This window comes from Streptomyces sp. TRM49041, from assembly GCF_008271805.1.
Lineage (GTDB): Bacteria > Actinomycetota > Actinomycetes > Streptomycetales > Streptomycetaceae > Streptomyces.
The window spans coordinates 149,281-169,895 of record NZ_VSRY01000166.1 but is presented as its reverse complement, the minus strand read 5'-3'; the positions used below and the strand labels follow the sequence as shown (position 1 = coordinate 169,895).

Here is a 20,615-nt window from a genome sequence, read left to right as displayed (position 1 = left end):
ACATGCGCCGCTACGGCAGGAACGCCGACGAGGACGACATCCGCGTCCGCCCCAACCGCAAGGGGAACCGACCCCGTACCAGCATCCGCCCCAAGCACGAGGACGCGGCCGACGGCATGGTCCTGACCGTGGACCGCGGCCGCCTCACCTGCCTGGTCGAGGACCGTACGGTCTTCGCGATGAAGGCACGGGAGCTGGGCCGCAAGGCGGCCGTGGTCGGCGATCGGGTGTCGCTGGTCGGCGACCTGTCGGGGAAGAAGGACACACTGGCCCGGGTCGTCCGGATCGGGGAGCGGGCGTCCGTGCTGCGCCGCACGGCCGACGACGACGATCCGTACGAGCGGGTGGTCGTGGCCAACGCGGACCAGCTGGCCATCGTCACGGCTCTCGCCGACCCGGAGCCGCGCCCGCGGCTGATCGACCGGTGCCTGGTCGCGGCGTTCGACGGCGGCCTGGAGCCGCTGCTGGTGCTGACCAAGTCGGACCTGGCGCCGGCCGAGAAGCTGCTGGAGATGTACGGCGCCCTGGACATCCCGTACGTCGTGACCAGCCGCGACGAGTTGTACGACGGTCACGCGGCGGACCGGGTGCGCGGGCAACTGGCCGGGCGGACCACGGCGTTCGTCGGGCACTCCGGCGTGGGCAAGACGACGCTGGTGAACGCACTGGTGCCGGAGGAGCGGCGGCGGAGCACCGGCATCGTCAACGCGGTCACGGGCCGGGGCCGGCACACCACCACATCGGCGCTCGCCCTGCCCCTGGCGGAGGTGGACGGCTGGGTGATCGACACCCCGGGAGTGCGGTCGTTCGGGCTGAACCACGTCGACCCGTCGCGGGTGATCAAGGCGTTCCCGGAGCTGGAGGCGGGTACGGACGGGTGTCCGCGTGCGTGCGGCCATGACGAGAAGGACTGCGCGCTGGACGAGTGGGTCGCACAGGGGCACGCGGATCCCGCGCGGCTCTACTCACTGCGGCGGCTGCTGTCGACGCGGGAGCGACGCGAGGGCGACTGAATCGCCCGGATTCGCCCGACTTTCCCTCAGGTAAAGGCATAATCGCACGGAGCACGACGAGCGTGGGACGGAGCAGTCACCTACCGGCGGCGGAGCGTGGGAGGCACGGACGATGGCGTGGCTGTTGGTGGTGGTCGCCGGTCTGCTGGAGACGGGATTCGCGGTCTGTCTGAAACTGTCGCACGGCTTCACCCGGTTGTGGCCCACAGTGGCGTTCGCGGCGTTCGCGCTGGGCAGTTTCGGGCTGCTGACGCTCTCACTGCGGAAGCTGGACGTCGGCCCGGCGTACGCGGTGTGGACGGGGATCGGAGCGGCGGGCACGGCGATCTACGGAATGATCTTCCTGGGCGATCTGGTGTCGACGCTGAAGATCGTGTCGATCTCGCTGGTGATCGTGGGAGTCATCGGACTCCAGCTGTCGGGCTCGTCGCACTGAGCCCGCCGAGGGCGGCCCGCGCGGTGCGTACGAGCGGCCCGGCCCCGTCCGGCCCGGGCGCGACGAGCTGACTGACGGCGAGGCGCAGGGCGAGCTCGACGGCGAGGGCGTCGGCCCCGGTGGCGCGGTGCACCCGGTCACGTATCAGCGCGAGCAGGTCGCCAGGGCACGGCGGACCGCCCGCGTCGGCGCGGCGCTGGGCGGGACCGCCACGCGGTGCCCGTCCGGAACGGACCGTACGGGCGGGGGGCGGTGCGGGGAGGCGGGTGCCCCAGCAGCCGGTGAGCAGGGCGCTCAGGAGGGGGCGGGCGGCGGCCCGCTCGACGAGCCACTCGCCGAGGGCGGCGAGCAGTTCGGTGCCGCCTACCGCGACGGTCCCCGCGGTGTGCTCGTCGACCGCGTCCAGGCAGGTGTCGACCTCGCGGCACAGCAGGGCGCGGGCCAGCCCGTCCTTGCTGCCGAACTCGTTGTAGAGGGTCTGCCGGGACACCCGCGCGGCGGTCGCGACGTCGACCATGCGGACTGCGGACCACGGCCGCTCCCGGAGCGCCGCGAGGGCGGCGTCGAGCAGGGCTTCTCGCGCGGTGGGCATCGGCGCCTCCCCGGGGCAGGCAGCTTGGGTCAGCGTCGGGGGGCTCCCGTGCGGTGTCAAGAGCGGTGACCGGGCCTCCGGATGGGGCGGGACCGGGCGGGATAGAGTCGGACCCATGGCCGACTACCACGATGACCTGCGCCTCGCCCATGTGTTGGCGGACGCCGCGGACGCCGCCACGATGGAGCGCTTCAAGGCTCTGGACCTCAAGGTCGAGACCAAGCCGGACATGACGCCGGTGAGTGAGGCGGACCGGGCGGCGGAGGAGCTGATCCGCAGTCATCTGAAGCGGGCACGGCCACGGGACGCGGTCCTCGGCGAGGAGTACGGCGTGGAGGGCACCGGCCCGCGCCGCTGGGTCATCGACCCGATCGACGGCACCAAGAACTACGTGCGCGGGGTGCCGGTCTGGGCGACGCTGATCGCCCTGATGGAGGCCGGCGAGGGGGGCTTCCAGCCGGTGGTGGGTGTCGTGTCGGCCCCGGCGCTGGGCCGCCGCTGGTGGGCGGCGAAGGGGCTGGGCGCGTACGCGGGCCGCAATCTGACGTCGGCCACACGCATCCAGGTGTCGAAGGTGGCGAAGCTGGCGGACGCGTCGTTCGCGTACTCGTCGCTGAGCGGCTGGGAGGAGCGGGGCCGCCTGGACGGTTTCCTGGAGCTCACGCGCGCGTGCTGGCGGACCCGGGCGTACGGCGACTTCTGGCCGTACATGCTGCTCGCGGAGGGCTCGGTGGACATCTGCGCGGAGCCGGAGCTGTCACTGTGGGACATGGCGGCGAACGCGATCGTCGTACAGGAGGCGGGCGGCACGTTCACCGGCCTGGACGGGCAGCCGGGCCCGCACAGCGGCAACGCGGCGGCGTCGAACGGCCTGCTGCACGAGGAGCTGCTGGCCTACCTGGGCGCGAAGCCCTGACGAGCGCACGCCACCCCGCGCTACGCCGCTTCGCGCACGCCACCCCGCGCTACGCCGCTTCGCGCATGCCCTCTTGTGGGGTCCCGCTACCCCTGCCACTCTGAGAGTCCCCCCGCTTGTGCATTTGTGAATCACTTCTTGTTGAAGGATTCACCAAGGAGGTGGCTCCCTTCATGCTCGTCCGTGACGCCATGAGCACGCTGGTCCTCACCATCGGCCCCGCCCATACCCTGCGCCAGGCCGCCGCCCTGATGTCGGCACGCCGCGTCGGCGCGGCAGTCGTCCTCGACCACGACAGCAACCACCTCGGCATCCTGACCGAGCGTGACATCCTCAATTCCATCGGCGCCGGACAGAACCCGGACCTGGAGACAGCCGGCGCGCACACCACAAACGACGTCGTGTTCGCGGCGCCGGGCTGGACCCTGGAGGAAGCCGCGGAAGCCATGGCCCACGGCGGATTCCGGCACCTGATCGTCCTGGACGGGAACGGCCCGGTCGGGGTCGTCTCCGTACGCGACATCCTCCGCTGCTGGGCCCCGGTACGGCGGCACGCGGCCGCGGTCTCGGCGGCCGGCTGACCGGGCGACCGGGCGGGACACTCCCCGGCACACGCGGGAGGGCCGGCTTCCGTAACGGGAACCGGCCCTCCGCCTACGACAAGCGGTCCAGTGCTTTCAGCCGCGCAGGGCCTGGACCGCGGCCTCCAGCCGCTTGCCGAAGTCGCCGTCGGCCTGACGGAAGTTGTTGATCGCGCGCTCGGCGATCTCGTCACGCGAGACCTTGGCGATGAAGCCGGACAGGTTCTCGACGAGACGGCTCTTCTCGTCCTCCGACATGAGCCGGTAGAGGTTGCCCGCCTGGACGAAGTCGTTGTCCTCGGCGTGCACGGGCGCAGGGTGGTCGCCGGTCGCGCCGGAGACCGGAACGGACTGCCACAGCGGCCTGTCCGTCTGGAACGGGCCGCCGAAGCTGTTCGGCTCGTAGTTCTTGGCGCCCTTGTGGCGGCCGTCGTACAGGAAGCCGTCCCGGCTGTTGGTGCGCGCCTCGGTGGCGTGCGGGCGGTTCACCGGCAGGTGGTCGGCGTTGATACCGACGCGGTAGCGATGGGCGTCGCCGTACGCGAAGAGGCGGCCCTGGAGCATCTTGTCCGGGGAGGGGCCGATACCCGGCACGAAGTGCGCGGGGCTGAAGATCGACTGCTCGACCTCGGCGAAGATGTTCTCCGGGTTGCGGTTGAGCTCCAGCTTGCCGATCTCGATCGGCGGGTAGTCCTCGTGCGGCCACACCTTGGTGAGGTCGAACGGGTTGAAGCGGTACGTCGCCGCGTCCGCCGCCGGCATGATCTGCACCTGGACGGTCCAGGACGGGAAGTCGCCGCGCTCGATGGCCTCGCGCAGGTCGCGCTGGTGCGAGTCCGGGTCCTCACCGGCGAGCCTGTTGGCCTCGTCCTGGGTGAGGTTCTTGATGCCCTGGTCGGTCTTGAAGTGGTACTTGACCCAGAAGACCTCGCCCGCCTCATTGCTCCACTGGTACGTGTGCGAGCCGTACCCGTTCATGTGGCGGTACGACGCCGGGATGCCGCGGTCGCCGAAGAGCCAGGTCACCTGGTGCGTCGACTCCGGGGAGAGGCCCCAGAAGTCCCACACGTTGTCGGCCTCCTGCGAGCCGGTGTACGGGTCGCGCTTCTGCGTGTGGATGAAGTCGGGGAACTTGATGGCGTCCTTGATGAAGAACACCGGGGTGTTGTTGCCGACGAGGTCGTAGTTGCCCTCCTCGGTGTAGAACTTCAGCGCGAAGCCCCGGGGGTCCCGCACCGCGTCGGCCGCGCCGAGGTTGCCCGCGACGGTCGAGAAGCGCAGGAACGTTTCGGTCTGCTTGCCGATCTCCGAGAGGAACTTCGCCCGCGTATACGGGGTGACGTCGGCGGTCACCGTGAACGTGCCATAGGCGCCCGCACCGCGCGCGTGGACGACGCGCTCCGGGATGCGCTCACGGTTGAAGTGGGCGAGCTTCTCCAGCAGGAGCTGGTCCTGGACCAGAACCGGGCCGCCGACGCCCGCGGTCTCGCTGTTCTGGTTGTCGGCGACCGGCGCGCCGGCCTCCGTGGTGAGCGGTCCCTGCGTCACGTGCGCCTCCTGCGTTTCAGCTGCAAGTCCTGTCCCTTGGCCAAAGCCGTTCCCGATCCTACAATGGACATTGTCTAAGTCAAGCCTGCTTCCAAACCCACACCCGTTCGGGACTGGTTCCCCCTGCCTGTTAGGCTGAAATGCATGAGTGACCTGTTGGAACGCCTGCGCGGCCGCGGCTGGCGGATGACCGCGCAGCGCCGCGTCGTGGCCGAGGTCCTCGACGGAGATCACGTCCATCTGACGGCCGACGAGGTCCATGCCCGCGCGGCCGAGCGACTGCCCGAGATCTCCCGCGCGACCGTCTACAACACGCTGGGCGAGCTGGTCAGCCTGGGCGAGATCATCGAGGTCTCCACGGACCGCCGCGCCAAGCGGTACGACCCGAACGCCCACCGCCCGCACCAGCACCTGGTGTGCGCGCGCTGCGGGGCGATCCGGGACGTGCACCCGACAGGGGACCCGCTGTCCGACCTCCCGGACACGGAGCGCTTCGGCTTCACGGTCTCCGACGTGGAGGTCACCTACCGAGGCGTCTGCCCGAACTGCGCGTCCGTCTGACACAACCGTCCGACACGACAGAGCCTCCCGGTGCCTGCGAGCACCGGGAGGCTCTGTCGTGGTCGCGGCGTACGCCATAGCCGTGGCGAACAACACCGAAGGCCCGGATCCAGTTGGATCCGGGCCTTCGGACTTCAGTAGCGGGGACAGGATTTGAACCTGCGACCTCTGGGTTATGAGCCCAGCGAGCTACCGAGCTGCTCCACCCCGCGTCGGTGAACCCAACCTTACGGGAGACCTTCGACCAGCGCAAATCCATACCCATGCGCTCCACGCACCCCACGCATCCCGCTGCGTGCTGCCTGCCGAGTGCCGCGTGCCGCGTGCCGCGTGCCGCGTGCCGGACGCTACGCGGTGAGCTCCTGGTGCAGCGCCTCACTCAGCCGTGCGGCCCGCTCGGCGACCTCCGCGGGCCCCAGCTCCACCGCGCGGGCGCACCACCGCCGCCCCTCGACCAGCTCCCCACGCCGGGCGGCGAGCAGCGCGAGCCGCAGCGCGGCACGCCCGTGCCCGGCCCGCGCGGCCCGGGTCCACCACAGCGCGGCCTCCCGCTCGTTCCCGTCGCGAGCGAGCAGCAGCCCGAGGTTGAACGCGCCGTTCCGGCTGCCCGCCTCGGCGGCCTCCCGGTACCACCGCGCGGCCTCGGCGACGTCACCGCGCGCCGCGGCCAGCATGCCGACCCGGACCTGCGCGCGCCGGTGCCCCTGCTCGGCGGCCCGCTCGTACCACTCCTCGCACTCGGTCTTCGGCGCCTGCGGCTGCCCCAGCGCGGGCGGCCCGGGCGGCGGCTGCCGCGCGTCGAGGACCGTGGCCAGCCGGAACGCCGCCTCGGCGCTCCCGCCCCCGGCGGCGCACCGCAGGTGCCGCTCGGCCTGCTCCTCGTCGCCGTCGCGGAGCCGGGCCATGCCGACCTGGAGCGCGGCCTCGGTGTGCCCCGCCGCCGCGGCCCGCTCGTACCAGCTCAGGGCCGTACGGTCGTCGTCGCGGCCCGCGTACAGGATGCCGAGATTGAACGCGGCGTCGACGCTGCCCGCCTCGGCGGCCTTGGAGAACCAGGGCTCGGCGCCGCCCGGGTCACCGGCCTGGAGGAGCAGGATCGCCAGGGCGTTCGCGGCCTCGCGGTGCCCCGCGTAGGCGGCGTGCCGGTACCACTGGTCGGCCTGGGCGGTACGGCCCTGGCCGGCGAAGAGCAGACCGAGGTTGTACGCGCCGTTCACGTCGCCCGCGTCGGTGGCCGCGCGGTACCAGCGCTCGGCGGTCTGGTACTCGCCGCGGGCGGCGTGCAGCGCGCCCAGCGCGTTCGCGGCGTTGCCGTCACCGTCCTGGGCGGCGCGCAGCCACCAGACGGCGGCGCTCTCCTCGTCGCCCGCGTCCCGCAGCAGGAAGCCGAGCGCGCAGGCGGCGCGGGGCTCGCCGTCCTTGGCGGACATCAGGTACCAGCGGCCGGCCTCCTTGAGCTCGCCGCGCTTCTCCAGGATCGCCCCGAGGTGCAGGGCGGCCCGGCGGTGGCCGCGCGCGGCGGCCTGCCGGTACCACTGCTCGGCGCTGTCGGCGCCGCCGCTCTCGGCTGCGCCGCGGTCGGCCACCGCAGCCTCCGCCTCACCCGTACCGGAGTCCGCGACCGGGCCCGGCACGGGGTCGGTGTCGATGCCGGCGTCGATGCCGGCGCCGATGTGGGCGTCGGTGTGGGCGTCGGTGTCGCTCTTGGCGGCCTGCTTCTCCAGGGCGCGCGCGAGGCGGTAGGCGGCCTCGCGGTGCCCCTGCTCGGCGGCGATCCGCAGCCAGCGCTCGGCGCCGCCGTCGCCGCGGTGCTCCATGAGGTCGGCGAGGGCGTACGCGCCGAGGGCGTGGCCCTGCTCGGCGGACTGGCGCAGCCAGTACTCGGCGGCGGGCTCGTCGCCGCGCTCGCGGTGGTGACGGCCCAGCGCGTGCGCGGCGGCCGCGGAACCGGCGACGGCGGCGACGCGCCACCAGCCGGCCGCCTCGTCGGGGTAGCCGCGCTGATGGAGAAGGACACCGAGATTGTTGGCCGCGGCGCGGTCACCGTCGGCGGTGGCGGCGCGCAGATACGGCTCGGCGCCGTCGAGGTCGCCGCGGCGCAGCAGCATGGCACCGAGGACGCTCATCGACGCGGTGTCGCCGTCGTCGGCGGCGCGGCGGTGCCGTGCCTCGGTCTCGACGTTGTCGGCGGCGGCCTCCGCGAAGTCCAGCGCGGCGGCGCTCCATCCCCCCATGCTGTCCGGTGCGGCGTCGGCGTGGTCGATCGCCTCCGCGGCCCCTCCGGCGTGCTGTCGCTCGAACCGCCCTGTCTCCAACAGCGTTGCCCTGTCCCCCATACATTCCATCGTCGCACCACCCGCAACCCGCGTACACCTGGTATACCGCAGCCAGTGAGGTCACTTCAGCGTTTTGTCGACATGCCCACAGAGAGACAAGTCAAACACGTCACGCGTCAACCGCCCCCCGCGACACGGCCTTTGACCGACCGCACACATGACCAGGGCCCGGATCCTTGGAAGGATCCGGGCCCTGGCTTTCAGTAGCGGGGACAGGATTTGAACCTGCGACCTCTGGGTTATGAGCCCAGCGAGCTACCGAGCTGCTCCACCCCGCGCCGTTGTGTGATTCACCGTATCACGGCGCGGGAGGGGCGGTTCGCGGCCCCCTGGTCGGGGGCCGCTCGGTCAACTCCCGCCGTCGGTACTGCCCTGCCCTGCGGCCTTGCGCTCGGCGTCGGCCGCCGCGGCGCGCTGGAGCGCCTCCGCGAGGGCCTGCTGGGCCTTGCCGTACGCCTCCCAGTCACCCTTCTTGATGGCCGCCTCGCCATCCGCGAACGCCTTCTGGGCGTCCGCGATGGCCTGCTGGAGAGCGGCCTCGCCGGTGGCGGGTGGCTGCGTGGGCGGGGTGGTCGTCGGCGGTGGTGTGGTGGGGGGCGTCTGGCCCTCCACGCCGAACACCGCGTTGAGCGCCTGCCCGAGACTGTCCTCGAACACCGTGGTGTCCTTGGTCGCGTCACCCTCCGGCTTGCTCGCGTCGATGTACGACACGGCCACCTTCTTCAGCAGCGGGTAGAGCGCGCTGCGGCCCTGGGCGTAGACGGGCTCGACGTACAGGAACCCGCCGTCCAGTGGCACGGTGAGCAGATTGCCGTACTCGATCTCCGAGTCGGCGCCCTTCATGTCACGGACGAACGTCGCGACGGACGGCAGACCGTTGAGCTTGCTCTGCACCTGCGCCGGGCCCGGTACGTCGGACGTGACCCTCAGGAGCCTTATGCGGCCGTAGTCCTTGCTGTTCGCGTCGGCGTCGACCGCCATGAAGGCACCCAGGTTGGGCCGCCCGTTCGGCGTGAACGTCGTCGTCAGCGAGAACCGCTGGCCCTTGTCCCCGGGCATCTTGAGGCTCAGGTAGTACGGCGGAACCGCGTTGCCGTCCTTGTTGGTCGGGTCGGCCGGCACCTGCCAGGCGTCACTGCCGCTGTAGAACTGCGCGGCGTCCCGGACGTGGTAGCGGGTCAGCAGCTCGCGCTGGACCTTGAACATGTCCTGCGGGTACCGCAGATGGGCCTTCAGGTCGTCCTTGATCGCGTCCTTCGGCAGCACCGTGCCGGGGAACGCCTTCATCCAGGTCTTCAGGACCGGGTCCTTGGTGTCCCACTGGTACAGCTTGACCGAGCCGTCGTACGCGTCGACGGTGGCCTTCACCGAGTTGCGGATGTAGTTGACCTGGTTCTGCTGGGCGACGACCGCGCGGGTCTGGTTGCCGGCGGTCAGCGAGTCGGTGGTGGTGTCACCGAGCGTCGTACGGGACGCGTACGGGTAGCCGTTCGTGGTCGTGTAGGCGTCGACGATCCACTGTATGCGGCCTTCCACGACCGCCGGGTAGGCGTCGCCGTCGATGGTCAGCCACGGGGCGACGGCTTCGACGCGCTCCTTGGGCGTGCGGTTGTAGAGAATCCGCGAGCCGTCGCCGATGGCTCCCGAGTAGAGGATCTGCGGCTCGCTGAGCGCCACGGCGTACGCGGCCCGGTTGAAGGCGTTGCCGAGGCTGACGCCGCTGTCGCCCTTGTAGCTCGTGGTCCGCTCGCCGTTGGCCTCGTAGTCGAGCTCCTTCTGCGGGCCGCCGACGATCGAGTACTGCTCGGTCTTCTCCCCGTAGTAGATCCGCTGCTCGTACTTGCCCGCCTGGCCGCTGGTCGGCAGGCCGTTCTCGGTGAAGACGGGCGAGCCGGTGGAGTCCACCGCCGTACCCGCGGCCATGATCGCGCCATAGCCGTGGGTGTAGGTGAAGTGGTCGTTGATCCAGTTCCGCTTCGGGATGCCCTTGATGTTGAGCTCACGCAGACCGACGACGGTGTCCTTGCCCTGGTACCGGTCGACGTCGAGGGTCACGGGGAACTGGTAGTACTTACGCTTCTGCTCGAGCTGCTGGAACGTCGGCGAGACGACGTTCGGGTCGACGAGCCGGTAGCTGGCCGCGGCGTCCGAGTCCTTGCGCAGCTGGTCCTTCGACTTGACCGTGGCCTTCCCCGAGTAGTTCTCGGGGACGGTGCTGTCGATGTCGTAGGCCTTGCGCGTCGCCTCGATGTTCTTCTTGATGTACGGCGCTTCCTTGGCCTGCTCGTTCGGCTGGACCTGGAACTTCTGCACGATCGCCGGGTAGAGGCCGCCGATCAGGATCGCCGACAGGACCATCAGGCCGAAGCCGATGACCGGGAGCTGCCAGGTGCGGCGCCAGAGCGTCGCGAAGAACAGCAGGGCGCAGATGACCGCGATGCAGAAGAGGATGGTCTTCGCCGGCAGGTAGGCGTTGGCGTCGACGAACCGCAGCCCTGTCCAGTTGCCGGCCGCCTTGAAGTCGCTGGACTTCACGGCCAGGCCGTACCGGTCGAGCCAGTACGCCACGGCCTTCAGCGAGACGAAGATCCCGAACAGCACGGACAGATGCCCGGTGGCGGCGGCCGTGGCGCGCGCGCCGGGGCTGGTGATGCGCAGCCCGCCGTACAGATAGTGGGTGAGGGCCGCGGCGATCAGCGACAGCACGGTGGCCGCGAAGCCGAAGCCGAGCAGGAACCGGTAGAAGGGAAGGTCGAAAGCGTAGAACGCCACGTCCATCCCGAACTGCGGGTCCTTCTCACCGAAGGCCACGCCGTTGACCCACATGAGCCAGGTGCGCCACTGGCCGGAGGCGGAGGCGCCGGCGATCAGGCCGATCAGGGCCGTGATCGCGAGGAGCACCCACTTCTTGTAGGGGGCCACGCCCATGCGGTACCGGTCGAGGCTCTGCTGCTCCAGCGACATGGCGCTGAGCGGGGGCCGCAGCCGGTGCGCGAGCCAGATGTTCAGCCCGACGGCCAGGGCCATCAGCAGACCGAAGACGGCGAACATGCCGATCTTGGTCCACAGGGTGACGGTGAAGACGGACGAGTACTCGACCGACCTGTACCACAGCCAGTCCGTCCAGAACCCCGCGAACATGACGAAGAGCATGGCCAGTACGGCCAGCGCTCCCAGCGTCATGAGCAGGGTGCGGGCCCGCCGGGACGGCCGGCCGACTCTGATCCGTGGCCCGGTCGGGCCTCCGCCGCGGTCCGGCATCTGGAAAGCCAACGTGCGCCCCTCGAAGTTCGCGGTCGTGTGTGTCGCCGGGGCCCGGCGGTGCAGGGCCCCACTCATGCAACTTACTGAAGCTTTACCTGGTTCCCGTCTTCGGGTCGAGAAGAGGCAGGATATTGACCATGTCCAATGTTTCTCCCTCCGGCCCCCCGATGGCCGCAAGCCCGCTCACCCGCGCGGTGCTCGAGATCGACGAGTACGCCTCCGGGCTCGGCTGGGACCAGCCCGCCCGGCTGTTCGCCCTCGTCGACACCGCGCAGCTGCGCGCCCAGGAGCCGGAGCTGGCCGCCCAGCTCGGTCTCGACAGCGACGAGGCCGCGGCTCCGCTCACCCCGATCGAGCAGGACGAACTGCCCTCCGGGGCGCCTCTCGACGAGTTCCTCGCCACGATCGCATGGCCCGATGCCGTCACCGGCTGCGCACTGACGGTGGAGCGCCTGATGCTCCCGCCGTCCGCCGAGGGCTCCGTCCCGGACGGCCTCGACGAGGCGGGTCTGGCCCGCTGGGTCGCCGAGCACCCGGACCGCCAGGAGGTCCGGATGACGGTGGCCGTGCTGCGTGACGGGGCGCGCGAGTCGGCCATCCGGCTCCGAGAGAAGGACTCCCCCACGGACGTCCTGACCGGCTCCGACCTGGTCCCCGCCCTGGCTGAGGCGCTGTCCGCCACGTTCGAAGGCTGATCCGTCCGGCGGCCGGACCACGGGGGGACGCGGTCCGGCTCCGGCCGGTCATCAGCCCGCGGTGCAGCTCGGGAGAGCGGCGGTGTCGCCCTTCTGGACCTTCTGCAGCGACCGCACCGCGTCGCGGATGGTCTCGACCTTGATGAGCGTGAGCCCGTCGGGGGTGTCCGAGGCGGCGGCGGGGCAGTTGGCGGCCGGCGTGAGGAAGTACTTCGCGCCGGCGTCACGCGCGCCGACCAGCTTCATGTCGATGCCCCCGATGGGGCCTACCTTGCCGTTGTCGTCGATGGTGCCGGTGCCCGCGACGAAATGGCCGCCGGTCAGGGCGCCGGGGGTCAGCTTGTCGACGATGCCGAGGGCGAACATGAGCCCGGCGCTGGGCCCGCCCACGTCGTCGAGCTTGATGTCGATCTTGAACGGGAAGGTGTGGTCCGTACCGGCCTGGATACCGACGATCGCGCGGCCGCCGTCCTCCGCCCGCTTGGTCGTAACGGTGATCTTCTCGCTCACGGTGGGCTCACGGCCGGCCTTCTCCGCGGCGGCGGCGTCCTTGGCCGGGACGATGGTGAAGTCGACGGGCCGGCCGGGACTGCGCTTGGTGACGATCTCCGCCACGTCCTTCGGCTCGCGGACGGCCGTGCCGTCCACCTCCTTGATCACGTCCCCGGCGTGCAGCTTGCCTTCGGCGGGGCTGCCCTTCTGGACGGAGGAGACGACCACGCGGGAGGCCACCGGGATGTTCAGCTGCCTGAGGGCGGCGACGCGGGCGCTCTCCTGGGACTGGCTGAACTCCTCCGCGTTCTCCTGCGTGGACTGCTCCTCGGTCTTGCCGTCCGGGTAGAGCGTGTCGTGCGGCACGACGACGATGTCGTCGGCGAGCCATCCGGCGACGGCCTCGACGAGGTTCATCCGGTACTCCGCGCCGGTGACCCTGACGGTCGTCATGTTGAGGTTTCCGGCGGTGCGGTAGGTCTCCTGGCCGGAGATCCGCAGCACCGGCTCCCCCTCGGAGTCGCCCAGGGTGTTGACGGTGGGCCCCGGGCTCATCTCGGCGTAGGGCACCGGGATGAGTACTCCCGCGCAGAGCAGCGCGATGAGAGCGAGGGTCGAGGCGAGCATCGTCGCGGTGCGGCGTGGCATGGAACGACAGTACGGGACGGGTCTGTCGGCGCACCCCCGGGGCCGTACGCACCGGGCGATGATCAGACGGTGCCGCTGCGGGAGTGGATCTTGTCCATAGCGTCCCGGAACCGCGCATAGCCGTCCAGTTCGACTATGTCCTCCGTGGTCCGGCTCCGCGATGCCCAGCTACCCCATATCGCGGCGCCGATGGCAGCGAACAGTGGTATCAGCAACCAGGCGAGTGCTGCCATCGCGACCTCCCGTCCCCAAGAGCGAAAGCAATCGACTGATCAGCAGATTAACCATCTGCAGTCTCAACGCTCCTGCCGGGGAGGCGGTTACGCAAATCGGCCGTGTCCGGGCGCCCGGAGCGCCCGTCGGCGGCCGGGTCAGCAGGAGCCGACCCACTCCTCGGTGCCGTCCGAGAAGCGCTGGTGCTTCCAGATCGGGACCTCGTGCTTCAGGTCGTCGATCAGCTTCCGGCACGCCGCGAACGCCTCCGCGCGGTGCGGGCAGGACACGGCGACGACCACCGCGAGATCACCGACGGCCAGGTCGCCCACCCGGTGGACGGCGGCCAGGGCGCGTACAGGGAAGTCCGCGACGACCTTCTCGGCGACCCGGCGCAGCTCGGCCTCGGCCGTGGGGTGGCTGGAGTACCCGAGCGCGTCCACATCGGCACCGCCGTCGTGGTTGCGGACCGTGCCCACGAAGAGCGCGGTGCCACCGGCGGCGTCGTCGCCGACGGCCTGGAACACCTCGTCCAGGGAGAGCGGGGTGCCGCGAATCGCCAACAGCCGAATCGGATCATCGGCGACACGCTCACCGGGGTGGTCGTACGTGGGAACCATGTCCCCATCGTGCCGCACAGCACCGACATCACGGAATTGCGCGTTCGCCTGGCGGACACCCGCCCACCTTGGAGCCTCCTACAGCCGAGGCCCGGGCCGGGCCGCCACCCGGCCCGGGCCGCATGCGACCGGGGCAGCGGCCGCAGGCCGCAGGGCGGCTACAGGCCGCGCCGGCGGCGGGCGCGGCGGACCAGGGCAGCCGTGCCGAGGAGGGCGACCGTGGCGCCCGCGGCGCCCGCCGCAGTCGCGTCCTTGCGGCCGAGACGGCGGCCCGCGACGGTGTGACGGCCCGAGACCTCCTCCAGGAGCGCGGCCAGCACCTCCTCGTTGGTCCACCGCGGGCGCCAGCCCGCGTCGTGGAGGCGGCCGACGCTCACCACCCAGGGGTGCATCGTGTACGCCAGGTCACCGGCCGGCGACGGAGTGAGACCGATCCGGTGGAGCCTGGCCGCCGCGCCGAGGGCGACCGCCGAGGGCAGCTCCATACGCCGGATACCGCTCAGCTCCTCGACCTCCTCCTGCTCCAGCCAGCCGTCGCAGCCGACCGCGAACTCACCCTCGGCCTTCTCCAGGGCCGCGTACTCCAGGGCGCTGACCAGGTCCTCGACGTGGCAGAACTGCCAGGCCGGGCGGGAACCGGCGACCACGAGCAGCCTCGGCGACTCGAAGTAGCGCGTCAGGGCGGTGTCCGTACCGCCGACGAGGACGGCGGGGCGTACGACGGTGATGTTCAGGCCGGGGTGCGCGCGTGGGGCCCTGCGCGCGAGGCGCTCGATCTCCAGCAGGTCGCCCACCCCGGTCGCCTCCGCGGTGGCACGCAGCTCGGCGTCCTCGGAGAGCGGGATGTCGTTGTCCGGCAGGGCGCCGTAGACCATGGCCGAGGTGCACAGGACTGCCCGGCGGACGCCCGCCGCCGCGGCCGCCGTCAGCACGGTCTGGGTGCCTCGGACGTTGTACGCGGTCCGGGCCGCGGCGTCGGACTCCAGGTCGAGGTCGAGGGCCAGGTGCACCACGACGTCCGCGCCGCGCAGCTTCTCGGCGATGGCCGGGTCCCGTACGTCCAGAATGTGCCAGTGCGCCTCGGGCACCTCGCCGCGGCGCTCGTCGATGGCGATGACCTGCTTGATCTCATCGGACGCGACAAGGCGCCTGGTCAGCAGGTCGCCGACGCCGGAGGCGGCGCCGGTGACCGCGACGACGGGACCCCGGGCGGCGGACGGGGTTGAACGGTTTCGCGCTGCGCGAACCTGCGGATCTGGGGAACTCACCAGGCGTCTCCAGCGGTTGTCTTCAGTACGTACGCGGACAAGGCGTGCGCACCAGGTGGCGTCCATCCTGCCGCAGGCGATGCGTCAGTGGAGCACCGAGCCCCAGACCGGCACGGATGTCTACGCTGGGTGTGATGTCGGGCAGCCGCCGTCGGCAGGAGCCGGCGGCCCAACGAGCCGAGGAAACCCGTGAGCGACACCCCATTCGGATTCGGCGTCCCGCCGGAGGAGCCGGACGACGGCGACGAGGGCAAGAAGAAGCCCGAGGGTGGTGCCGGCCCCTTCGGGTTCGGCGGTCTGCCCGGCGGCGGCCAGGGCGGCCCGGACAATCCGTTCGCCGCCATGTTCGGTTCGTTCAACCCCGCCGACCTGGGCGCGGCCTTCCAGCAGCTCGGCCAGATGCTCAGCTACGAGGGCGGGCCGGTGAACTGGGACATGGCCAAGCAGATCGCCCGCCAGACCGTCTCCCAGGGCACCCCCGACGGCACGAAGGACGTCAGCGTGGGCGCGGCGGAGCGCACCGCGGTCGAGGAGGCGGTGCGCCTGGCCGATCTGTGGCTGGACGGTGTGACGTCGCTGCCGTCCGGGGCGAACACCGCCGTCGCCTGGTCCCGCGCGGAGTGGGTCGAGGCGACGCTGCCCGCGTGGCAGCAGCTGGTGGACCCGGTCGCGGAGCGGGTCGGCGCGGCCATGGGCGATGTGCTGCCCCAGGAGATGCAGGCCATGGCGGGCCCGCTGATCGGCATGATGCGCTCCATGGGCGGCGCCATGTTCGGCCAGCAGATCGGCCAGGCCGTGGGTGTGCTGGCCGGTGAGGTGGTCGGCTCGACGGACGTGGGGCTGCCGCTGGGCCCGGCCGGGAAGGCCGCGCTGCTGCCGCTGAACGTGGCGGCGTTCGGCCGCGACCTGAGCGTGCCGCTGGACGAGGTGCGGCTGTACCTGGCGCTGCGCGAGGCGGCCCACCAGCGGCTCTTCGCGCACGTGCCGTGGCTGCGCTCGCATCTGTTCGGCGCGGTCGAGGGCTACGCGCGCGGGATCAAGGTCGACACGTCCAAGCTGGAGGACGCGGTCTCGCAGCTCGATCCCTCGAACCCGGAGCAGCTGCAGGAGGCGCTCCAGCAGGGCATGTTCCAGCCGGAGGACACGGCCGAGCAGAAGGCAGCGCTGGCCCGCCTGGAGACGGCGCTCGCGCTGGTCGAGGGCTGGGTGGACGCCGTGGTGCACGCGGCGGCCGCGTCCCGCCTGACGTCCGCGGACGCGCTGCGCGAGACGCTGCGGCGGCGCCGCGCGTCGGGCGGCCCGGCCGAGCAGACCTTCGCGACGCTGATCGGCCTGGAGCTGCGGCCGCGCAGGCTGCGGGACGCCTCGCGGCTGTGGGCGTCGCTCACCGACGCGCGCGGGGTCGACGGGCGCGACGCGCTGTGGGCGCACCCCGACATGCTGCCGACGGCCTCCGACCTGGACGATCCGGACGGCTTCGTGCACCGGGAGCATCTGGACTTCTCCGAGCTGGACAAGATGCTCGGCGAGGCGGCCGGCGGTGGCACCGACGGTACCCAGGAGCGCCCCGGCGAGGACGGTAAGGACGACACCGACAAGTGAGCCGCCTGCACACCGACGCCGTCCTGGTGCTGAAGGGGTACGAGGACCAGCGAGAGCTGCGCGAGACGTATCTGGACCACCTCTCGGCGTACGAGGACGCGATGTGGAAGGCATGCACGGCCGGCCACCTCACAGCCAGCGCGCTGGTGGTGGACCCGGAGCACGGCCGGGTACTGCTCACCCTGCACAGGAAGATGCGCATGTGGCTGCAGATGGGCGGCCACTGCGAGCCCGAGGACCGCACGGTGGCCGGGGCGGCGCTGCGCGAGGCCACCGAGGAGTCCGGGATCGGCGGGCTGGCGCTGCTGCCCGGCGGGCCGGTGCGGCTGGACCGGCACTCGACGCCCTGCGCCTGGCACCTGGACGTGCAGTACGCGGCGGTGGCCCCGGCGGGGGCGGTCGAGGCGATCAGCGACGAGTCGCTGGACCTGCGCTGGTTCCCGTACGACGAGGTGGCGGGCGTGGCCGACGAGTCGGTGGTCCGGCTGGTGGAGCGGACGCTGGCCCGTCTGTGAACCCGGGCGCGTCCCGGCGAGGTGTAACGCGTCCTGGCCGCGTGTAAGGGGCGGCCGCTATTGCATGCCGCCCCTTACAGGTTCAGTTCCGGTCGCCGGTTCAGTTCCAGGCGTTGTTCTGGTTCTGGCCGTGCGCACCCTGCTGGCCGACGCCGAACTGCGCGCCGATGCCCTGGCCGATCTGCGCGTTCTGCGGCGGCATGACCTCGCTGGGCTGGACGAGCGCGTATCCCTGGCCGAGGAAGTTCAGCTCCCAGCCCTCGCCGGTGTTGCCACGGCGCCTGCGGATGTTCGACGAGTGGGTCTGGGCCTGCATCTGCACGCGCAGCGACGACGACCAGGCGACGATCGCGTCGGCGTCGACGTTGACGTACTTGTCCGGCGTGACCTGCATCATCAGGGGCTGGCCGGAGGTCATGAGGGCGACCTGACCGCGACCCGAGATGTTGAGCTGGTACTTGCCGGAGCCGGAGATCCCGTACTGGCTGTCCACGGCGATGACCTCGGTGTGCAGGCTCGAGTCGAGCGCCAGCACATAGGCGCTGTCCACGGTCAGCCCCTCCTGGTCGATGTCCACGACGTGGACGTACTGCGCCAGGTTGGCCAGGTAGACGGTGCCCTGCCCGGAGCAGCGCATCAGGTCGAGCCCCTCGCCGGTGTGGGCGCGGGCCCTGCGTGGGCTCTGGTTCTGGTACTCGCCGTCGAAGTCCATGAGGCCCTGGTAGGCGACCATGGCGCCCTTTCGGGCGAGGACGTCGTCGTGACCGGTGAGGGCGACCCGCAGGAGCTGCGGGTTCTGCATGGTGTACCGGTCCTGGCTCTGCTGTTCCGTGTAGCTGAAAAGCGGGCTCTGCATGGTGTGTTCTCGCTCCCCCTGGCTCAGTGCCGGATCCGCAGGCGGTCGGTACTGTCCTCGCTCGGCTGTACGACGACGATGCCCTGGCCCGAGAAGGCCATCTGGTACGCCTCGCCGCTGCCCCGCCCGATCAGCGAGCCGGCCTTGAAGCTCCGCTTGCCCTTCACCTTCAGGGAGGGCGACCAGGCGACGAGCGCGTCCGGGTCGACGTACGTCTCGTCGTCGCCTCGGCCGCAGTCGACGACGACCGGCGTGCCGCGCGAGGTGAGCGCGACCCAGCCGGTGCCGCCGATCTGGACGTTCCACAGACCCTGGCCGGCGAACTTCGCCATGCCCTTGACGCGCTCGACGCCCCACTGCAGGTGGGCGTCGAAGGCCAGCACATTGGTGCCGTTGACGGACAGGGCGTCGTTGTCGAGGTGGACCACCACGACGTCCGCGCCGTAGTCGGCGAGGTAGAGGAGGCCGTCGCCGGAGCACTTCATGAGGGGCGCGCCTTCGCCGGTGATCCAGGAAGCGGCGATCTGGCGGACTGCGGGCGGGTTCGGCTCGTACTGGACGAAGCCCTCGTAGGCGACGACGGAGCCGGTCCGGGCGAACAGGTCCTGGCCGGTGGCCATGGCGACCTTGAGCATCGCCGAGCCGTGGTTCTCCATCCGGGCGGCGACGGGGGTCGGGGCGTAGCCCGCGAGCTGCTGGTTCATTCTTCGGGCTCCCTCAGACCTCGTACGGCTGGACGACGATGAAGTTGCCGGGGGCTCCCCGGAACTGGAGGTTCACGGTCTCGCCGCTGTGGCCCGGGTAGGCGTTGCGGCGCAGCCGGACCTGGGTGGAGAGCACCACCTGTGAGGCGGCCGACCAGGCGACGACCGCGTTGCAGTCGGCGAACGTGGTGGGTGTGACCGGCAGGACGACCGGGACGCCCTGGGTCTTCACGACGACCGTGCCGGTGCCCTGGAAGAGCATTGTGAACAGCGCCCCGCCGGGGATGCCGTGGCCCTCGATCCGGCGGACCTCGTGGTGCAGCGACTCGTCGAACGCGAGGACGTTCTCTGCCGAGACGCAGATCCCGTCGCCCTGGAGCTCGATGGGGTGCAGTTGGGCGTTGTTCTCGGCGAGGAAGACCTGGCCGCGGCCGGTGCAGCGCATGAGCTGCATCTCCTGGCCGGTGGCGTTGCCGACGATACGACCGGCGAAGCCGGCGCCCTTGTAGCTGAAGTCGACCTTGCCCTGGTACATGACCATGCTGCCCTGGCGGGCCAGCACGGGCGTCTGGCCCATGGCCAGGTCGACCCGCATGAGCTGCGGATTCTGCGGCGTCCAGCGCTGCCCGGTGGGCGTTTCGCGGTACTTCTGGAGCGCGGCGGCCAGACCGGCGCCCTGCGGGGCTCCCTGGGGGGCGCCGTGCGCGGCGCCGTGCGGCATCCCGGCGGGCGGCATGCCCATGGGCGGCTGCTGGCCGTACGGGGGTGTCTGCCCGTAGGGGGCCGGGGCGGGCGCGCCGTGCGGTGGCGTCTGGCCGGGCACGTGGCCGTACGGCGGGGGCTGCGGTGGCTGCTGGTGCTGCGGCCGGCCGTACGGGGCCGGGGGCGGCGTGGGCGCCTGCGGGGCTACCGGGGCCGTGGGCGCGGGTGTCTGCGGGGCCAAGGGGGCGGCCATGGTGGGCGCCGTGTGCAGGGGCTGCTGCGGGGGTACGGGCGCGGGGGCCGGAGCCGGGGCCGTGGCCGTGGGGGCGCCGAACGACGGCGCGGGCTGGGCTGGCAGGCCCGGTGCGGAGGCGCCGGGCGGAGGCGCGAAGGCCGGTGCCGCCTGCGGCTGCTGGGGCTGCTGCTCCTCTTCCAGGACCTCGCCGCCGAAGTTCTTGAGCAGCGCGTCCAGTCCGCCGTCGAAGCCCTGTCCGACGGCGGCGAAGCGCCAGCCGTCCTTGCGGTAGAAGTCGCCGAGCATCACCGCGCGCTCGGTGCTGAACTCTGCGCCGCCGAAAGCGTACCGGGCGACCTCCTCGCCGCCCGCGACGATCCGGATGTAGCCGGGGCCCACCTGGGACATCTGACCGGCGCCGTCGAGCGTGGCCGTGAAGGACAGCTTGTGGATGCCCTCCGGTACGCGGTCGAGCGTCACACGGAACGACTCGGTGTCCCCGGCCTGCCCGCCGAGCAGCTGGATGGACTCCTCGGGCGACTTCGGCTGGTTGAAGAAGACGAAGTACCGGTCGTCGGAGAGCCGCTCGTCGGCGTCGAGCCCGAAGCAGCTGATGTCGAAGGTCAGTCCCGGCCCGGCGATCTGCACGCCGACGTACAGATCGGTTCCGGCTGTCAGATCACTGATCCGGGCCTTGTGGCCCCGTTGGAATTCCCTGGCCATGCGTAACGACCGTCCCCCATCCCGGATGGTGTGTGCGTCGCGACAGGCTAACGGCTGGGTGCGACGGCGACCACGTCGGTGGGGGGCTCGGTACC

At 71.3% G+C, this 20,615-nt stretch carries 18 protein-coding genes and 2 tRNA genes; 8 read left to right on the top strand and 12 right to left on the bottom strand.

Translation table 11 applies throughout. The features are described 5' to 3' along the window. The first annotated feature begins 2 nt into the window (after positions 1–2). Both rsgA and FVS66_RS29635 read left to right on the top strand, forming a co-directional pair. The gene (rsgA, locus tag FVS66_RS29640; protein WP_149184321.1) at positions 3–1,013 is read left to right on the top strand and encodes a ribosome small subunit-dependent GTPase A; all 1,011 of its coding nucleotides are present in this window, start codon (positions 3–5) and stop codon (positions 1,011–1,013) included. Between the two features lie 112 nt (positions 1,014–1,125). Continuing rightward, entirely contained in the window at positions 1,126–1,449 is a 324-nt protein-coding gene (locus tag FVS66_RS29635; protein WP_149184320.1) for a multidrug efflux SMR transporter, read from the top strand. Here FVS66_RS29635 and FVS66_RS29630 read toward each other — a convergent pair. Further along, positions 1,415–2,041, bottom strand: a complete 627-nt coding sequence (locus FVS66_RS29630) for a TetR family transcriptional regulator (RefSeq protein ID WP_149184319.1) — start codon at positions 2,039–2,041, stop codon at positions 1,415–1,417. The genes FVS66_RS29635 and FVS66_RS29630 overlap by 35 nt on opposite strands. Before the next feature lie 115 nt (positions 2,042–2,156). Between FVS66_RS29630 and hisN the strand changes: the two genes are divergently transcribed. Continuing rightward, positions 2,157–2,957 (top strand): histidinol-phosphatase, encoded by an 801-nt coding sequence (hisN, locus tag FVS66_RS29625; RefSeq protein ID WP_149184318.1) that lies wholly within the window; start codon positions 2,157–2,159, stop codon positions 2,955–2,957. Positions 2,958–3,130: 173 nt separating this feature from the next. Beyond that, positions 3,131–3,538: a CBS domain-containing protein gene (locus FVS66_RS29620; RefSeq protein ID WP_149184317.1), complete on the top strand. Its 408-nt coding sequence runs from the start codon at positions 3,131–3,133 to the stop codon at positions 3,536–3,538. 96 nt (positions 3,539–3,634) lie between these two features. On the opposite strand, the gene FVS66_RS29615 is transcribed toward FVS66_RS29620, so the two are convergent. Then, a complete protein-coding gene (locus FVS66_RS29615) occupies positions 3,635–5,086 on the bottom strand; it encodes a catalase (protein WP_149184316.1) in 1,452 nt (483 codons plus the stop codon). Between the two features lie 144 nt (positions 5,087–5,230). On the opposite strand from FVS66_RS29615, the gene FVS66_RS29610 reads away from it, so the two are divergent. Continuing rightward, on the top strand, positions 5,231–5,647 hold the full coding sequence (locus FVS66_RS29610; RefSeq protein ID WP_149184315.1) for a Fur family transcriptional regulator: 417 nt from the start codon (positions 5,231–5,233) through the stop codon (positions 5,645–5,647). A gap of 138 nt (positions 5,648–5,785) precedes the next feature. On the opposite strand, the gene FVS66_RS29605 is transcribed toward FVS66_RS29610, so the two are convergent. From FVS66_RS29605 to FVS66_RS29590, 4 genes are all read right to left on the bottom strand, one after another. Next, positions 5,786–5,859, bottom strand: a tRNA-Met gene (locus tag FVS66_RS29605). Between the two features lie 135 nt (positions 5,860–5,994). Then, complete coding sequence (locus FVS66_RS29600) at positions 5,995–7,992, bottom strand: tetratricopeptide repeat protein (protein WP_149184314.1); 1,998 nt, start codon at positions 7,990–7,992, stop codon at positions 5,995–5,997. Positions 7,993–8,187: 195 nt separating this feature from the next. Then, positions 8,188–8,261 (bottom strand) — tRNA-Met (locus FVS66_RS29595). A 70-nt stretch (positions 8,262–8,331) separates the two neighbouring features. Beyond that, complete coding sequence (locus tag FVS66_RS29590; RefSeq protein WP_149184386.1) at positions 8,332–11,244, bottom strand: UPF0182 family protein; 2,913 nt, start codon at positions 11,242–11,244, stop codon at positions 8,332–8,334. Between the two features lie 140 nt (positions 11,245–11,384). On the opposite strand from FVS66_RS29590, the gene FVS66_RS29585 reads away from it, so the two are divergent. After that, positions 11,385–11,942, top strand: a complete 558-nt coding sequence (locus FVS66_RS29585) for a PPA1309 family protein (protein ID WP_149184313.1) — start codon at positions 11,385–11,387, stop codon at positions 11,940–11,942. Between the two features lie 51 nt (positions 11,943–11,993). On the opposite strand, the gene FVS66_RS29580 is transcribed toward FVS66_RS29585, so the two are convergent. The 3 genes from FVS66_RS29580 to FVS66_RS29570 form a co-directional block, all read right to left on the bottom strand. After that, a complete protein-coding gene (locus FVS66_RS29580; protein WP_149184312.1) occupies positions 11,994–13,082 on the bottom strand; it encodes a PDZ domain-containing protein in 1,089 nt (362 codons plus the stop codon). A gap of 371 nt (positions 13,083–13,453) precedes the next feature. Then, positions 13,454–13,915 carry a molybdenum cofactor biosynthesis protein MoaE gene (locus tag FVS66_RS29575; protein ID WP_149184311.1) on the bottom strand — a complete coding sequence of 154 codons (462 nt, stop codon included), beginning with the start codon at positions 13,913–13,915 and terminating at the stop codon, positions 13,454–13,456. Positions 13,916–14,073: 158 nt separating this feature from the next. Beyond that, positions 14,074–15,183, bottom strand: a complete 1,110-nt coding sequence (locus tag FVS66_RS29570) for an SDR family oxidoreductase (protein WP_149184310.1) — start codon at positions 15,181–15,183, stop codon at positions 14,074–14,076. A gap of 189 nt (positions 15,184–15,372) precedes the next feature. On the opposite strand from FVS66_RS29570, the gene FVS66_RS29565 reads away from it, so the two are divergent. Together FVS66_RS29565 and FVS66_RS29560 are read left to right on the top strand one after the other, a co-directional pair. Next, the gene (locus tag FVS66_RS29565) at positions 15,373–16,785 is read left to right on the top strand and encodes a zinc-dependent metalloprotease (RefSeq protein ID WP_149184309.1); all 1,413 of its coding nucleotides are present in this window, start codon (positions 15,373–15,375) and stop codon (positions 16,783–16,785) included. Beyond that, positions 16,782–17,300 carry an NUDIX hydrolase gene (locus tag FVS66_RS29560; protein ID WP_262387286.1) on the top strand — a complete coding sequence of 173 codons (519 nt, stop codon included), beginning with the start codon at positions 16,782–16,784 and terminating at the stop codon, positions 17,298–17,300. The genes FVS66_RS29565 and FVS66_RS29560 overlap by 4 nt, the downstream gene beginning before the upstream one ends. Positions 17,301–17,400: 100 nt before the next feature. Here the strand turns inward: FVS66_RS29560 and FVS66_RS29555 are convergent, their stop codons facing one another. The 3 genes from FVS66_RS29555 to FVS66_RS29545 are packed head-to-tail and all read right to left on the bottom strand — an operon-like array spanning position 17,401 to position 20,520. Next, positions 17,401–18,156: an AIM24 family protein gene (locus FVS66_RS29555; RefSeq protein ID WP_149184308.1), complete on the bottom strand. Its 756-nt coding sequence runs from the start codon at positions 18,154–18,156 to the stop codon at positions 17,401–17,403. 23 nt (positions 18,157–18,179) lie between these two features. Next, on the bottom strand, positions 18,180–18,860 hold the full coding sequence (locus tag FVS66_RS29550; protein ID WP_149184307.1) for an AIM24 family protein: 681 nt from the start codon (positions 18,858–18,860) through the stop codon (positions 18,180–18,182). A 13-nt stretch (positions 18,861–18,873) separates the two neighbouring features. After that, entirely contained in the window at positions 18,874–20,520 is a 1,647-nt protein-coding gene (locus FVS66_RS29545; RefSeq protein WP_149184306.1) for a TerD family protein, read from the bottom strand. Between the last annotated feature and the right edge of the window lie 95 nt (positions 20,521–20,615).